A 15951-nucleotide genomic window follows, 5' to 3' on the forward strand; every position below is an offset into this window, starting at 1 on the left:
CTTCATTAATAACTATAAATTAATTTATAATATCTATTAACTTATTAATAGTAATAATTTTTAATTTACCAATAAATTATATATTACATTAACTTTTATTTAATTGGATTAAAATATAATTCTTTATTTTTTTAAATTTAATCATGATAAATAAGCTTAATATTATATTTTATTCTCAATTATAGTCTAATTAAGAATACACTAAAATCGTTTACGTGGTTATACTTAACTCGTACTATAAAATCAATAGGTTACTATTTGAATAGATAGACTATTGCTTGCTTCACACTCTGTTTTTTGTTTATTTCGATCTAAATCACAGTTACTATTGATAATGACTATCATTATTGATTATAAATGATAATATCTATCTAATTAAATCGGTTAAATGAATTGGGTAAAAGAACGTGAGTAATAAAGAGACCCCTAAAGAAAAGAACATCTATCGTCCTGCGCCTCCTCGCTTGATCCAAGTAAAACGTATTACTGATGTCACACCAGGTATGCGTTCAATCACATTTACAAGTGATGATTTGCATACTTATCCTGATAATACGGGTGGTGCTCATTTAAAAATATTTTTACCCGTTGAAGGTCAAATAAAACCAACTATTCCTTCTTTTTCTGAAAAAGGTCCTGTTTGGCCTGAAAATGAACCTAGAGCTATTGTACGTACTTATAGTGTCCGTGCTATTCGCCCTGAACAAAAAGAAATTGATATTGAGTTTGCTGTTCATGAAGATGCAGGCCCTGCCATTAATTTCGCCATGAATGCAAAAGTGGGCGATTATATTGGAATAACTAATCCTGGTGGTCCTGATCCACTTATTGCGCCAGCTTCGCATTATTATATGGCAGCCGATCCTAGCTCCCTACCCGCATTAATGGCTTTGGTTGAAACCATGAAAGCGGATGTTCAAGGTAAAGTAGTTATTCGTGTTGAACATAATTCAGATAAACAGCAAATAAATGCGCCAAAAAATTTAGAGATTATTTGGTTAATTGGTTCTGTTGAAGAACAAACTGATAATCTAATTAACGAATTTATGTCTTGGACTTTATCAAAAGAAAATGCTGCATTCTGGATTGCGGGTGAAGATAAAATTATTCGTGCTTTAAGACGTTATATTCGTCGCGATAAAGGTTATGATCGTAGCCAAATTTACGCAATTCCTTATTGGCGTTTCGGCTATGATGAAGAAGGTTATCATGCAGAGCGTCATCATGTAATGGATAATGAAGACGTAAGCTAAAAATTATTATTCTTATAATCGCAAAGATACTGTGTTGGCTGTACAAGGCTGCATATGAATGTTTCTTCAATATGCAGCCTTTCTTTTAGGTGTTCCACGTTTTATTTCATTTTTCACTTAATTAATTATGATATGCAGCCAATACATGCTGGCATAAAGCTGAACGTACACAATCATCTTCTGCAAATTTAATAACGCCTACTTGTTTGTTTGCATCAAATCGCGTTAATGCATCAGCTAATCCTGAATTAACATTAGCGGGTAAATCACATTGCGTAATATCGCCATTAACAATCACAGTAACGTTTTCACCCATTCGAGTTAAAAACATTTTCATTTGATTTACGGTCACATTTTGCGCTTCATCTAAAATAACAAATGCATTTTCAAATGTGCGTCCTCGCATATAAGCGAAAGGTGCAATTTCAACTTTTCCTATTTCAGGTCGCAAACAGTATTGTAGGAAAGAGGCACCTAAACGTTTCACCAGCACGTCATAAACAGGACGAAAATAAGGTGCAAATTTTTCGGCAATATCACCAGGCAAAAATCCTAAATCTTCATCAGCTTGTAATACAGGACGAGTAACGATTATTTTCTCTATTTCTTTATTAATAAGAGCATCAGCTGCCATTGCCGCGCTAATAAAGGTTTTACCACATCCAGCTTCTCCAGTTGCGAAAATAAGATGCTGGTGTGAGATGGCATTCATGTATTGACGTTGTGCTTCATTACGAGGCGAAAGTGCTTTTTCATCTCGTTTTTCTCTTGCCATGCCTATGGTATTTATATCGCTAAATCCCGGTAGTACCATAATATTATCTCGATGGGCTGAATTACGTTGTTCTTTACGTAATGTACGTTTATTTTCTTTGCGTAAGCGTGTTGCTGATTTTTGTCTACTCATAATGGCATTTACCCTTGTCAGTCATTAATAATTTATCGACATCAATCTGTACTCCATTAGAAAATAAGGTGAGCCCCCTTCAGACTCTTTTAGGTATTTTAAAGTTATTAGATATAGAAACAAAAAACCGACTACAATCCAGAACATTAATTATTAATGAGCGGTTGTCGCCGGTTTTTTGTTGGCTATGAAATAATTTTTTTGCTTCTAGCATTCAAATTCCTCATCATCGTGTTATAGAGAAAATTAACGAAGCTCTATGACAGTATAATGACAAAATAACTTTTTTTACAAGGATCTTATATTTTATCAAGAATTAGAGGTAATCTTTAAATAATCAACACACGATAGGATGAGCAAAACATGAAGCTTTTACGTTTACCACTTATTTATTGGTTATTAATTAACCTAATTCCTTTTATTGGATTTGAATTACATTCCTCACCTATACATACTGGCTTCTTTTTCTATTTAGGCTTATTCACTGTTATCACCTCAGGCATTTGGCTATTTTATTGTCTATTCTTTTTTATTAAACTCAAAACCTCACCTAATCCCAATCATATACCGACACAGTTAATTACTAATGGTCCTTATAAAATGAGTCGTAATCCAATATATTTAGGATTCCTAGATATCAGTATTGGTTTATTTTTTATTTTTGGTAACTGGGGGTTTTTAGGTGCAGCCGTTGCTTTTTATTTAATTACTGACAGATATACAATTGCTCATGAAGAAAAGATATTGAGTCAACAATTTGGGCAAGCGTGGCAACAATATTGTCGCCACGTGCGTCGTTGGTTATAAATTAGAAAGACAAGAATTAAGGTAACTTACAATTATTCGCAGGTCGATAACCTGCGTTTTTTGCGTCATTTTCAGTAGCAAAATAAACCGCATTTTTATTAGACATTGTTTTATAACCTGAACAATGAGTGAAATGATAAATTTTACTATTCACATTTCCTTTAATTGCTGTGTTCCCAGCTGAAACGCGAGTAGATGGCTTTGAGGATATTTCAGTACTTGGCTTATTTATAACAGCATTATTTGTTGCAGATAATCCTGCACCACTATTTTTATGACCTAACTGCCACTTCACTTGCCCTGTCACAAACGGATTGTGATGCCCAACAATATTGGCAATACGGTTGTCTCTTTCAATTTCCCATGTTGACGGTGGATAAGCATTATCCCACGCCATTAATAGCTGTTGCTGTTGTCGTGACATAGAAAGATTATAGCGATCGTGTAAATAAAAATAGACTCTAGCAACTTGCCCTTTTGCTTCATTACGAGGTTCAAAAGTACGTGATGAAAAATCAACACGACTACGACACTGCCCATATTGATAAGGCGCTTGAGTAGAGAGTTGTCCATAACTAAAATTACTGCGATCACCGTTAACTTCACCAATTGAAGGCGCTAAATTATGTAAATCAGCCTCTATCTTACCAAAAATAGGATCATTTTTAACACAATTAGCACGTCCGCCATTTTGCCAACATTGACGTTGATGACCAAAAACCCAAGCAGGAACAATATGCTCCCATTCTATGCGAATAGCTCTATTTGGCTGTGTTCGAACTTGATAACCACAGCTCGATAAATCAACTCGACCACCCGATTTACCCACCCATTCCCAATCACATCCACAATAAATTGTTCCTTGTGAATGTGTATTTTGATCGTAATAGATACGTTCTTTTGCTATCTCTTTTGCTTTAGAAAAATTACTGGGTGCTTGTGCGTAACTATTTGTCGCAATAAGAAATAAGCCCAGCGATAAGGTAATGTAGTGTAATATTTTTCTCAAAGTAGTATCTGCCTTACTCTATTTTTTATAAATCCGAATAAAATGACTAATTAATAACTGACTGATAATCTTATTGTTATTCTCGTCAATTTTACCCTTTTTAAATTCATTTTGGATGGTTTTCTTTCTTAATTTCAACGAAAAAGAATAATAATAAGATCTAAAAGTAATAGAGAAAGGCGTTATTCATGCTATTGAGCTCAAAGAGATTTGTTAAGGTTGAAAGAATGAATAAATTTAAGGGATTAAAACATGAATGAAGATATGTTGAATTTAATGGAAGATTTGATAAAAATCACCAAAAAATACGCACATAACGAAGATGTTAAAGCGCATGCTAGTTTAGAATCAGAAAATCAGTTACGTATTCAAATTATCATTTCAGATAAAAACGAATTAGATATCACGCTTAATTCAGTACAACAAGCAGTGTAGATCACACACTTGGGCGCTTGCGATATAGCCATAATCCGGGTAACGATAATCCAATAGAAAGCGCCCCTACAATAAAAGAAGCTTTAAGAAAGTTAGTTACTAATACTTCAAAAATTTCTTCGCTATAGCCTTGTTGGGTTAATTTTACTACAGAGATCATCGCAATATAGGCATTAATACCCGGAAACATGGGAATAATAGCGGCGACAGTAAATACCTTAGGATGAGCAAGCCACCATCGTGACCATTGAATACCAATATAGCCAACTAAAATCGCGGCACAAAAGCTTGCCCACTCAATATTCATACCACTCATAACCATAATAGTACGTGAGCAATGACCAATAGCACCTAATAACGCACAATATTTTAATGCACGCATTGGTACATTAAATACCATGGCAAAGCCAACAGCGGGAATAGACGCTAAAATCATGTCTTCAATTAATGTAATAATAATGCTGATTATGCCCAATCTCTTAGCTCCCATACTGCCATTGCTAAAATAACGCCTAAACATGTTGCTAGTGTTAACATCGTCGCCATTGCCCAACGCGCTAATCCCGTATTAACATGCCCTTTAAACATATCTGCAACTGCATTAATTAAAGGAAATCCGGGCACTAATAATAAAACACTCGCGGCCATTGAAATAGTTGCGGTTGTTTGAAAATAAGGAATTTTAAGTAAAAAACCGGAAACAGAAGTCGCAGCAAACGCAGTAATACAGAAATTAATTAACGGATTTATTTGTCGGCGAGTTAATATTTGCCGAATAAACATCCCAAATCCCCCACCAATCGCTGAAACTAAAAACCCATCCCAATTTCCGCCATTTAATTTTGAAAAGCAGCCACAAGAAAGCGCAACCATAAAAATAATTGCCCAGCGGGGATAACGTAAAGGTTTAATATGCGCAAAGCGTTTCTTAACATCTTCAATATCGATAAGATGATGCTCAACCATAATAACAATATGCTGTACTTCTGTAACAACATGCATATTAATACCACGATCGACAATCTTTCTTGTAGATGTTTGGCAATGACCATTTACGATAGTGGTTAGGACGACAGCGTTAGCCGAAATAGCACTTTCAACTTGAGAAACACCTAGAGCAAGTCCTAATCGGGTTGAAAGTTGCTCTACTAGCATACTTTCTGCTCCATGTTGAAGTAGCAATAAAGAGGTTTGAATGCACAGCTTGGTTATTTCACGCTGTTTTTCTTTTGAAGTAATATCCTCTTGCTCCACTATTTCAATATCCATACTACGCCTTAGTATTAATCAAAATGGGTTGTCTTTGATAATGAGTTTATCAGTATAACGCTGTTTTTTCTCTATCATCTTGATCGTATACAAATTTCACTCCAAGAAAGAAATAGTGAAAAATAAAAAAAGCACCGACGTATATCGATGCTTTTAAAAGATTTTTCCAGCATATTATCTAATTATTTATTTTATTGTGACATTTAATTTTTTAACAATATATTTGCTTTGCTATAAGCATCATTAAGTGTCTCTTCAACCAAGACTTGTGTGCCATAGACTGTAGAAATAGGTGAAGACATTTGTACTAGCTTTTCTTTATCATTTGTTTGTGTATTAACAGTCATGATCATGCCAGTACAATATTGCGTTAAAAATGCTTTACCTTCTTTTAACCAACGTCTTACTGCTTTCATGCCTTCCATAGAACTTGTACAGCTACTTTAGAATAGCGATTATGTTCAATCAATAGTAATAATTATTCTCAAATAAAAATCGCATTATTAAGCAACTGATCATGTAGATATGCCATCAATATTGAGATTTATTGAGTCAAAAATATTTAACAATAAAAAATAATCACTTAGAATCAGCAGGTTAGGTAAAATCTTGATAGGCATAAAAACAATCACTGTTTATTTAAGATAAAAAAACCTCTAAATATAAATTTAGAGGTTTTATATATTGTAAATATTAACGAACAACTAAAACAGATTGTTTAGCATAAGAAACAATACCTGCCGCATTTGAACCTAACAAATGTGTAGAAATACTAGGACGTCGTGAACCTACTATAATTAAATCTGCCTTAATTTTATCTGCAAGTTCTAAAACTTTATCTCTTGTTGACCCAAATGATGCTGAATATTCAATTTTATCTTTAGGTAAATCAACAGAGTTGATTAATTCTTGCAGTTGTTCTTGTGCTCGTTCAATCGCTTTGTTAGCAAATGAATTTATTATATCGTTATGGTAGCTATAGCTAATTGAAAACCGCGATATATCAGGAATAGCATGGAATAAATGCAACTTAGCACCTTCAAGTTTTGCTATATAAACAGCATGTTTTAGGGCTTTTTGGGTTAATTCATCTTCTTCAATATCAACAGGAACAAGAATTGTGTTGTACATAGCAACTCCTTATTATCAAAGAATAACTGCTTATTATTGTAGCTGTTACGTAATAAAATAGGTTTATTCTTCAAGGTGCCATTTGTGTAATTGCCGATGAATAAATGGTGTTAACACTAATCCTATCGATAAAATAAAAACACATTGAAGAAACAGACCATAGATTGCAATAAAAAAGCGTCCAACTGGGGTTGCCGGTGCTGGCTCTACTGGTTGCCCACTTAGCATTGATAATGCATTCAATGAAGATTCCAATAGAGAATGACCTTCAATTAAATAAAAGCCAAGAATTCCTGGCAGTAATCCTAAAAAGAAGAACACCGTACCTATTACATAGTAGCGTAATATACGCAGAATAAAATGATCAATGCGCAAAAGTTCTTGCGTGAATTTTTCCATTCCTATTCACTCTATACCTGTTTACTTAAGCTATTTATTAAAAAATTTCTTAAAATGAAGATAAAAAAATATGCTATAAGCATTCTCATAGCATATTTATAAATAAATCAACGAACTACTAGAACAGAATAATCAGCATAACGAACAACACCAGCAGCGGTTGAACCAAGTAGGTGTGTACTAATATTTGGTCTACGTGAACCAATTACGATTAAATCTGCATTGATATCTTTAGCTGTTGCTAAAATTTCATCACGAGGAGAGCCAAATGTTACTGTATAAGCCACTTTTTCAGCTGGGAGATCAATCGAATCGACTAGCATTTGCATATCGTTTTCTGCTTTTACTGTCGCTTTATCTTTTATTTCAGGATATCCCAAAGAATAAGCATTAATAATGGCAGAAGAGATAGGAAGAACATGAATTAAATGTAGATTAGCTCCTGTTTCTTTTGCTAAATAAACAGCATGTCTTACCGCTTTACTGGTTAACTCTTCTTCTACAATATCAATAGGTACTAAAATTGTTTTATACATAATAACTCCTTTTTGTTCTCCATTCGCCTAAATACGTACTCTTTGACAATCGTTTCATACAATAATTTTATACTACAACAATAATCGAAAGATTACTGTGAGTGTACCAACTAAACATAATCTAAGTGTAAGATTCAGCCTCATCAATCTTTAATACGTAGAACCAAAAAATAGTATTTTTTACTTAATCATGCGCTAATCAATCCCGTGAGTTTGTTTTATTTTGTTTATTCGATTGCGAATAGCGCGAATTACATCAATTAATTCTGATGCTGTTAATCCAATAGGACCAATCCCTTTTTCTAGTAATATATCGGCGGCCATTCCATGTATCCAAACTGCACTTTTTACCGACTCTGACATTGGAATGCCTTGTGCTAAAAAACTTGCCATAACCCCAGTTAAAACATCACCACTGCCTGCCGTTGATAATCCACTATTTCCAGTTTTATTGATTGAAATATCACCCATTGGTGAAGCAATAATCGTATGCTGACCTTTAATTATCGTCCAACACTGGTATTGCTGTGCAATTTTTAGCGCTGACTGCTCTCTATTATTTTGGATCTGACTTACTGAGCAATTTAGTAAAATAGAAGCTTCTTTAGGATGTGGCGTTAAAACACAGTTCTTCTGTAATTTAACTTTATTTTTTGCAATTAATACGAGTGCATCAGCATCAAAGACATAAGGTGTATTACTATCAATTTTTGCTAAAAGTGATAATAATATTTTTTCTGAATTTGCAGATAATCCTAAGCCACATCCTATAGCCCATGCTGTCAAATTATTTTGATTTAAAAGAGAAGAAGCGGTTTGTAACATTAGTTCAGGCGCACTATCGATAAAAGGAACGGGTAAGTGAGATTGAGCAAAACCTAGAAAGACTTTTCCACACCCTGCTTTTAATGCACTTTTTCCAGCAAGAACAATAGCGCCACTCATACTTTCTGCACTGCCGATAATCGCTAAAGTACCAAAAGTACCTTTGTGAGTATTGCCTGTTTTACGTTGAGAAAGTGTAGGGAATTGTTTTATCGCTAGTAATAAGCTTTCATCATTCATCATTCTTTCCTTTTTCAACTATGCGTTAATTAATCAGCCTGTAACTTTGTTATTATTACACCTATTCATACCAAGGCTAGAGAATGCTATCCTATTTATGAAAATCAATTTAACTATATCAAAAAAGTATGAAGGAGAATGACGATGAACGAGAAGTTTAAAACAGAAGCAGACGTAGAAACGCTAGCTGAAGAAGTTGCTTGTTTAAAAACGTTTGTAACTTATATATTGAAAGCATTAGGTCAGGCTGATGCGGGTCGTGTTATTTTAAATATTGAACGCGCTATTTCTGAAGTAGAAGATGAGAAAAAAGCGGAAACTTTTCGCACTACATTAGAACAAATAACAACCGCTTATCGCCAATAAAATTGATTATTTTCGGATACGTAGTTATCACTATTATTGTTCATAATTTTATTCTATTCTCTCATCATTTTGTGCTGCACAAATAGATAAGAATTATATTATAAACAACTATATACTCTATTTCGAAATAAACCATTCTTTATTCATTTAGCTACCCCTCTACTTTTATGGAGGGGATTTTTTTCTAAAAAAACTAATTTGTTTTAATCTCTTTCTGATTGATAAATTCTATTATTATTTTTATTTATTCCTAGCTCAAAAAATCATTACTTTTAACGATGATGATAAAACGCCTACGAGAATAATTCTATTAATTGGGTTTCAACATGAAAATATCGGCAATAAACCCCATCAGATTAAATCATTTCAAAACAATGGATTATAGAAAAATTTATTATATTTAATTATTATTATTTTTGTTATGCATGTCTTTGAATCTGTTATATTCATGAAATCGCATAGAAGGATAGCTTATTTTAGCTATTTCAAATAAGGTTATTATAACGTGAAATATTAAATATTTATAAATAAATCACCCATTGATAACGATAGATATCATAATGTTAATTCATATTAACATTATTTCATTAAATTTATTTATTCCTTACTTTTACACTTATTCTTATTTAACGCCCCTGGGGTTTATATGTTACACTCGTAGAGTATTTACTAAAATAAACCAATGAGGCTTATAATGAAACCACTTCTTTTATCTTTGCTATTAGTTCCAGCCTTTGCCTTTGCAAACACTAATGCAAACAAAATGGCGGATGATTATTGCGGTACTTTTAAAGATATCTCAATTAAAGCTTATGATACTAAAGACGCACCTGAAAAAATCGCAAAAGATGCTTTGGCTTCCTTAAAAGCTAAGAAATTCGATTTTGCAAAATTAAATGCGACTGAAGATCAATTCTCTGAAGGTACAGTCGAAGTTGTTAATTCTTTACGTGATGCGAAAGCAGATATTGGTTCACGTGCAGAATTCCAAGATGGTCTGAATCAAATTGTTGCTGCTTGCAAAGTTCAAATGGTATCAACTTTAAATGGCGACAAAAAGTAATTTAATTTACACGGCTTATAAGTGTAATAACTAAAGAGCAGATCATTCTGCTCTTTTTTGTTCTCTATTATTTTTTCTCTGGCTGATAACTAATTAGCACTATTCCATCATGATTATCCCTACCAACTCGCTTATTTTAAGCGTTATAATAGCGGGGTAAATTCCTATTAGTACTGGCCATAAAAAGGAGATATTGTGAGCAACCAACAATCCATCCAGCGATTAAGAAGATTACGCCAGTCTGAAAACCTGCGCGCCCTTTTTCAAGAAAATACATTAAGTAAAAATGATCTTGCTTTGCCTATTTTTGTTGAAGAAGGACTGGATGACTATCAACCAATAAAAAGTATGCCAGGTGTTGTTCGTATTCCTGAAAAACGTCTTGCTTATGAAATCGAACGTATTGCGAAAGCAGGCATTAAAACAGTTATGACGTTTGGTGTTTCTCATCATCTTGATGAAACTGGCAGTGATGCATGGAAGCAAGATGGCTTAGTTTCTCGTATGTCTCGTATCTGTAAAGATACCGTACCAGAGATGATAGTTATGTCTGATACTTGTTTTTGTGAATATACTTCACATGGCCATTGTGGTGTTTTACATGGTGAGCATGTAGATAATGATGAAACTATTCATAATTTAGGACTTCAAGCCGTCGCGGCAGCTCAAGCTGGTGCTGATTTTATCGCACCATCAGCCGCAATGGATGGTCAAGTTGCGGCCATTCGCGCCGCATTAGATAAAGCGGGCTTTGGTGAAACAGGTATCGTTTCTTATTCAACTAAATTTGCTTCTGCTCTTTATGGTCCTTTCCGTGATGCCGCGGGTTCACGCTTAATTGGCGATCGTAAAACATATCAAATGAATCCAATGAATCGTCGTGAAGCAATTCGTGAATCATTAATTGATGAGCAAGAAGGCGCAGATATGTTAATGGTTAAACCTGCTGGCGCTTATCTTGATATTATTCGAGATGTTCGTGAACGCACTTTATTACCTTTAGCAGCGTACCAAATCAGCGGTGAATATGCTCAAATTAAGTTTGCTGCTTTGGCGGGTGCTATTGATGAAGACCGCGTAGTGATGGAAACATTAGGCTCTATTAAACGTGCCGGCGCTGATTTAATTCTTTCTTATTTCGCGCTCGATTTAGCGGAAAGAAATCTGCTTTAATCGTTTTATTAATCTTAAAAAGCTTTATTTGCTTTACTATAAATAGGTCTTATTCACATCATATTTTGATGCTTAAGGCCTATTTATTAATCATCTTCTTATCGTTATCTTCTTTTTAAACTCAGTATTTTCTATTTTTACTGTAATAACGCTTCCTTTTTTAGGCAAACTTTGTTGATATAACCTTTCAGCTTATAATTTGAGGTTATTATGGATAACTGTATTTTTTGTCAAATTGTTGCAGGAAAAGCCCCTTGTCATAAAATATGGGAAGATGAACATCACCTTGCTTTTCTTTCTATTTTCCCAAATACGAAAGGCTTTACTGTTGTTATTCCGAAAAAACACTATCCTAGTTATGCATTTGATCTCAGTGATGAAGCACTAGCTTTATTAGTCATCGCAACTAAAAAAGTCGCCAAAATTTTAGATAAAACATTCCCTGATGTTTCTCGCTCTGGTATGTTTTTTGAAGGATTTGGTGTTGACCATGTTCATAGTAAACTCAGCCCAATGCATGGCACGGGTGATATGGCGAATTGGTCACCCATTGAAAATAAGCAAAAAGTATTTTTTGATAAATATCCGGGGTTTTTATCTTCTCATGATTTTGAACGTGCAAGTGATGAAGAACTGGCAGAATTAGCCACTCTAATTAGAAAAAATAGCTAAATTTTATCAAGACAAAAATACCCAAATCAATATTTGGGTATTTTTAAACCTAGGTTATTTTAAGATAAAAAGTCTCAAATTTATTTGAGCGACTAAAAGCAAATTCCAAAAACACCTAAAATAGCACACTATTAAATTGGATTTTCGATATGAAAATAACGTTATCATCGTTATTAAAAATAGCATTAAATAGCCAACTCGTTTAGTCTATAGCGATTAAATAACTCCATTAGAGAATAAAAAATGAAAAAAATAGTGTTCTTATTTTTAAGCTTACTTATTTTAAATACGACTGGGTGTGTCACTGGTGCTGTTTGGTATAGTCATCCAGTTGTAGATTCAGAATATAAAAAACAAGCCAGTTTAAAAGATAATATAGTCGGTGCTTTCGAATATAAAAATCTTAAAATTAAATATAATCAAAATAGTGAAAACCTAGTATCTATTCGGTTACCAGAATCAGGATATGGATTCTTAGGTGATAATTATATTTATATATTAACTCAAGGTACCGATGAGTTAATGCAATTAAATGAAATAATTAAAACAATCCCATTGAAAGCATTTGATAATTCTGAAGGCATCATTAGGTTAGAACTTACTCAAAAAAATGATAATGTTATTGAATTTAAAGAAGATTACCATGTTTATATCAGTAAAAATTTTACGCTAACTGATAAACAAACCGAAATATTAAAAGATTTAGGATTTAAAGAAACTCGTCATTCAAATGATAGCTCATGGATAAAAACAATTCCTATCAAAGGTTATGTATTTCAAAAAGAAGTTATGGCAATGCCAGAAACCTTAAAAGATAAATTAAACGAAAGTTATAAAGTCGAACTATATAGCTATGAAAAAAATAATGCATTTAAACCGGGTAATTTAGCTAGCAATATTATCATTACTCCTATTACTCTTGTGGCTGATGTGATTGCCACCCCCGTAATCGTTTTTGTTTTTTGGGATTATATTTGGCGATAAAAAATAAGGGATCAGTTAATGTTTGCTGATCCCTTATTAAAGTAAGTTTAAATTATTTATAAGTAATTTCTGTTGGTTTATCTAACATAATTTCTGTTTTTGCAGGCTCGGTTAGTGCAATAACTTTACCTTGGCGAATAGAATAACGCACTGGAACTTGACGGCGTAATGCATCAAACCCACTTTCTGAGGGTAAAATAATAAAGTTTGCACTATTTCCTACTTCAACACCGTAATCTGTTAATGCTAATGTTTTGGCGCTATTATGACTGATAAGTTTTAGCCCATCATCTAATTGACCATATCCCATTAATTGGCAAACATGCAGTCCCATATGCAAAACTTGTAACATATTTGCAGTACCTAATGGATACCAAGGGTCAAAGACATCATCATGACCAAAGCAGACATTAATACCACTTTCTAACATCTCTTTTACCCGTGTGATACCACGGCGTTTAGGGTAAGTATCAAAGCGACCTTGTAAATGAATATTCACTAATGGATTCGCAACAAAATTGATACCTGACATTCTTAATAGCCTAAATAATCGTGAGGTATAAGCGCCATTATAAGAATGCATTGCTGTTGTATGGCTTGCCGTTACACGAGCGCCCATTCCTTCCTTATGTGCTAAAGCTGCAACAGTTTCAACAAATCGAGATTGTTCATCATCAATTTCATCACAATGCACATCAATAAGTCGGTCATATTTTTGTGCTAATGCAAACGTTTTATGAAGCGATTCAACCCCATATTCACGAGTAAATTCAAAATGAGGAATAGCACCAACAGCATCAGCGCCTAATTTCATCGCTTCTTCTAATAAAGCATCACCATTAGGGTACGATAAAATACCTTCTTGAGGAAAAGCCACTATTTGTAAATCAATCCACGGCTTTATTTCTTCTTTTACTTCAAGCATGGCATTTAGTGCCGTTAATGATGCATCAGAAACATCAACATGAGTTCTAACATGTTGAATACCATTAGCAATCTGCCATTGAAGTGTTTGCCATGCTCGTTGTTTTACGTCGTCATGCGTTAATAAGGCTTTGCGCTCAGCCCAACGTTCAATACCTTCAAAAAGGGTTCCTGATTGATTCCAGTTTGGCTGGCCTGCTGTTTGAGTTGTGTCTAAATGAATATGTGGCTCAACAAAGGGTGCATGAATTAATCCGCCTTGTGCATCTAATGCTTCAGGGTGAAATCCGTCTTCTACTTGCGGTTCAATGGATTTAATTTTGTTATTATTTAGCGTTATTCGCCATAAACCTGCTTTTCCAACAAGGCGTGTATTATTAATTTGTTCTATATTTTTACCCAACATGACTTATCTCCGCTTGTTGTACTGTACGACGATTTAAAAGAGGATTTAATACAGCAAAGCTAATCGCCCCACCTAATACTGCATTAACAGGAACAATTCCTGGTAACCAATGCCCTACTGCTATCCCAATTGCGACGGCTAAAAGCGCCACCCAATTGACTGATTGCATTGTGGCAACGTTAAAGTTGCTATAACGTTTTCTATTCATCAGATAATCTGCAATGATAATGCCACCAATAGGTGGAATTGCTGCCGATAAAAAGGTTAACCACCCTACAAAGTTATTATATAGCCATAGCGCGCAAAGCGTACCGATGATGCCATTAATAACAGACAGCTTTTTACTAGAAAAACCCGTAATATTCGCAAAACCTAATCCTGAGGCATAAAGTGCATTATCATTTGTTGTCCAGATATTTAAACCAAGCACTATAATCGCAGGTAATAATAAACCTTGCGCAATCATCACATCTGAAATATCCGCCATTCCTAAAGAAGCGGCTCCTGCTGCACCAAAAACAAACATCAGTGTATTACCTAAGAAAAATGCAATGATTGCTACAATAACTGCAATTTTAGGATTTCGACCAAATCGGACAAAATCAGCTGTTAGCGTGCCTGCACTGACAAAAGAACCCACGACCATAGCGAGTGCTAAATTAAAATCGAGTTGTTCAACGGGTTTTACTGCCATTAGTGTTGAAAGTCCACCCATATCATGAACAGCGAGATAAACAGAGTAACTTCCTAGAATAGCAATAGCAGGAACAGCAATGATGGAGAGAATCGTTAGTGCGGATATACCAAAAAACACAGTGACAGTCATCAAAACCCCAGAAATCGCTATCAGTAAATTGATATCAATACCTGTGGCTTTACCAACAGGGATGGCGAACATTGCCACACCAACACCAAACCAACCAACTTGAGTACTACCGAGTAAAAATGAAGGGAGCCATGAACCTTTGATACCGAAAGAATAACGAGCTAGGAGATGAGTTGTAAGACCTGTTTTTGAACCAATAAAACCAAGAAATGCGGTGTAGATACCAAGAAGAAGATTACCGATAAGAACTGCGAGGAAGAAATCATTGAAGGAAAGACCAGTACCAAGTGCGCCGCCAGTCCACATACTGGCTGAAAAAAACGTTAATCCCAACATCACAAAGGTTAACGCTATTCCACCCTTTCTAGCGGATATGGGCACTGGGCCCTGGCTATAATTGTTGTCCTGAGACACTTTAACCCCCTTTTTGCTTTTATCAGGCCAAAAAAATCTGCCGAATTCTATCGATATAAAAATATTATGCAAACGTTTTCGTCATCAGTTTATAATAATTAATGTAATAGATGATTTAATAAAAATGTCTATTTAGGGAAAAAGAGAGGAAATAAGCTTACTGGATTGGGATTTATTTAACATTATCGTATAGGCGAATTATCTCTATTTTATTTAGAGAATTTAATGAGAATATTTAAATCTTTTTTTATGAGACTACAAGGCACAATAATATAAATAATCATAATGCTTTTTTTTCTTCTCGGTATAAAA

19 protein-coding genes are annotated in these 15951 nt (G+C 34.2%); 8 read left to right on the top strand and 11 right to left on the bottom strand.

Annotated features, from left to right (window positions below; genetic code table 11):
• The first annotated feature begins 407 nt into the window (after positions 1-407).
• Positions 408-1253: a siderophore-interacting protein gene (locus tag M983_RS01250; RefSeq protein ID WP_066745835.1), complete on the top strand. Its 846-nt coding sequence runs from the start codon at positions 408-410 to the stop codon at positions 1251-1253.
• Positions 1254-1374: 121 nt separating this feature from the next.
• Here the strand turns inward: M983_RS01250 and phoH are convergent, their stop codons facing one another.
• The gene (gene phoH, locus M983_RS01255; protein ID WP_066745837.1) at positions 1375-2160 is read right to left on the bottom strand and encodes a phosphate starvation-inducible protein PhoH; all 786 of its coding nucleotides are present in this window, start codon (positions 2158-2160) and stop codon (positions 1375-1377) included.
• Between the two features lie 363 nt (positions 2161-2523).
• Here phoH and M983_RS01260 point away from each other — a divergent pair, with 363 nt between their 5' ends.
• The gene (locus M983_RS01260) at positions 2524-2967 is read left to right on the top strand and encodes a methyltransferase family protein (protein WP_066745839.1); all 444 of its coding nucleotides are present in this window, start codon (positions 2524-2526) and stop codon (positions 2965-2967) included.
• Positions 2968-2983: 16 nt separating this feature from the next.
• Here the strand turns inward: M983_RS01260 and M983_RS01265 are convergent, their stop codons facing one another.
• Complete coding sequence (locus tag M983_RS01265; RefSeq protein WP_066745843.1) at positions 2984-3976, bottom strand: endonuclease; 993 nt, start codon at positions 3974-3976, stop codon at positions 2984-2986.
• 252 nt (positions 3977-4228) lie between these two features.
• Here M983_RS01265 and M983_RS01270 point away from each other — a divergent pair, with 252 nt between their 5' ends.
• On the top strand, positions 4229-4411 hold the full coding sequence (locus M983_RS01270; protein WP_066745846.1) for a hypothetical protein: 183 nt from the start codon (positions 4229-4231) through the stop codon (positions 4409-4411).
• Position 4412: 1 nt separating this feature from the next.
• Here the strand turns inward: M983_RS01270 and M983_RS01275 are convergent, their stop codons facing one another.
• From M983_RS01275 to M983_RS01305, 7 genes are all read right to left on the bottom strand, one after another.
• Positions 4413-4886 carry a threonine/serine exporter gene (locus M983_RS01275; RefSeq protein ID WP_066745848.1) on the bottom strand — a complete coding sequence of 158 codons (474 nt, stop codon included), beginning with the start codon at positions 4884-4886 and terminating at the stop codon, positions 4413-4415.
• Complete coding sequence (locus M983_RS01280) at positions 4877-5680, bottom strand: threonine/serine exporter family protein (RefSeq protein ID WP_066745850.1); 804 nt, start codon at positions 5678-5680, stop codon at positions 4877-4879. Before M983_RS01280 ends, M983_RS01275 begins: the two co-directional genes overlap by 10 nt.
• Positions 5681-5883: 203 nt before the next feature.
• Positions 5884-6096, bottom strand: a complete 213-nt coding sequence (locus M983_RS01285) for a hypothetical protein (protein ID WP_074388131.1) — start codon at positions 6094-6096, stop codon at positions 5884-5886.
• A 277-nt stretch (positions 6097-6373) separates the two neighbouring features.
• Positions 6374-6811, bottom strand: coding sequence for a universal stress protein (locus M983_RS01290; RefSeq protein ID WP_066745852.1), 438 nt, complete (start codon positions 6809-6811; stop codon positions 6374-6376).
• Positions 6812-6874: 63 nt separating this feature from the next.
• The gene (locus M983_RS01295; RefSeq protein ID WP_066745860.1) at positions 6875-7210 is read right to left on the bottom strand and encodes a hypothetical protein; all 336 of its coding nucleotides are present in this window, start codon (positions 7208-7210) and stop codon (positions 6875-6877) included.
• A 107-nt stretch (positions 7211-7317) separates the two neighbouring features.
• The gene (locus tag M983_RS01300) at positions 7318-7746 is read right to left on the bottom strand and encodes a universal stress protein (RefSeq protein WP_066745862.1); all 429 of its coding nucleotides are present in this window, start codon (positions 7744-7746) and stop codon (positions 7318-7320) included.
• 195 nt (positions 7747-7941) lie between these two features.
• Complete coding sequence (locus tag M983_RS01305) at positions 7942-8811, bottom strand: NAD(P)H-hydrate dehydratase (RefSeq protein ID WP_066745864.1); 870 nt, start codon at positions 8809-8811, stop codon at positions 7942-7944.
• Positions 8812-8955: 144 nt separating this feature from the next.
• On the opposite strand from M983_RS01305, the gene M983_RS01310 reads away from it, so the two are divergent.
• From M983_RS01310 to M983_RS01330, 5 genes are all read left to right on the top strand, one after another.
• Positions 8956-9177, top strand: a complete 222-nt coding sequence (locus tag M983_RS01310) for a DUF2594 family protein (protein ID WP_066745867.1) — start codon at positions 8956-8958, stop codon at positions 9175-9177.
• Between the two features lie 694 nt (positions 9178-9871).
• Positions 9872-10240, top strand: a complete 369-nt coding sequence (locus M983_RS01315; protein WP_245683990.1) for a hypothetical protein — start codon at positions 9872-9874, stop codon at positions 10238-10240.
• A gap of 195 nt (positions 10241-10435) precedes the next feature.
• The gene (hemB, locus tag M983_RS01320) at positions 10436-11413 is read left to right on the top strand and encodes a porphobilinogen synthase (RefSeq protein ID WP_066745871.1); all 978 of its coding nucleotides are present in this window, start codon (positions 10436-10438) and stop codon (positions 11411-11413) included.
• A gap of 210 nt (positions 11414-11623) precedes the next feature.
• Positions 11624-12085: an HIT family protein gene (locus M983_RS01325; RefSeq protein ID WP_066745873.1), complete on the top strand. Its 462-nt coding sequence runs from the start codon at positions 11624-11626 to the stop codon at positions 12083-12085.
• Positions 12086-12328: 243 nt separating this feature from the next.
• On the top strand, positions 12329-13069 hold the full coding sequence (locus M983_RS01330) for a hypothetical protein (protein WP_066745876.1): 741 nt from the start codon (positions 12329-12331) through the stop codon (positions 13067-13069).
• A gap of 52 nt (positions 13070-13121) precedes the next feature.
• Here the strand turns inward: M983_RS01330 and M983_RS01335 are convergent, their stop codons facing one another.
• Together M983_RS01335 and codB are read right to left on the bottom strand one after the other, a co-directional pair.
• Positions 13122-14399: a cytosine deaminase gene (locus M983_RS01335; RefSeq protein WP_066745879.1), complete on the bottom strand. Its 1278-nt coding sequence runs from the start codon at positions 14397-14399 to the stop codon at positions 13122-13124.
• Positions 14389-15639, bottom strand: coding sequence for a cytosine permease (codB, locus tag M983_RS01340; protein ID WP_066745882.1), 1251 nt, complete (start codon positions 15637-15639; stop codon positions 14389-14391). The genes M983_RS01335 and codB overlap by 11 nt, the downstream gene beginning before the upstream one ends.
• Between the last annotated feature and the right edge of the window lie 312 nt (positions 15640-15951).

The sequence above is a fragment of the Proteus myxofaciens ATCC 19692 genome, from assembly GCF_001654855.1.
Classification (GTDB): Bacteria; Pseudomonadota; Gammaproteobacteria; order Enterobacterales; family Enterobacteriaceae; genus Proteus; species Proteus myxofaciens.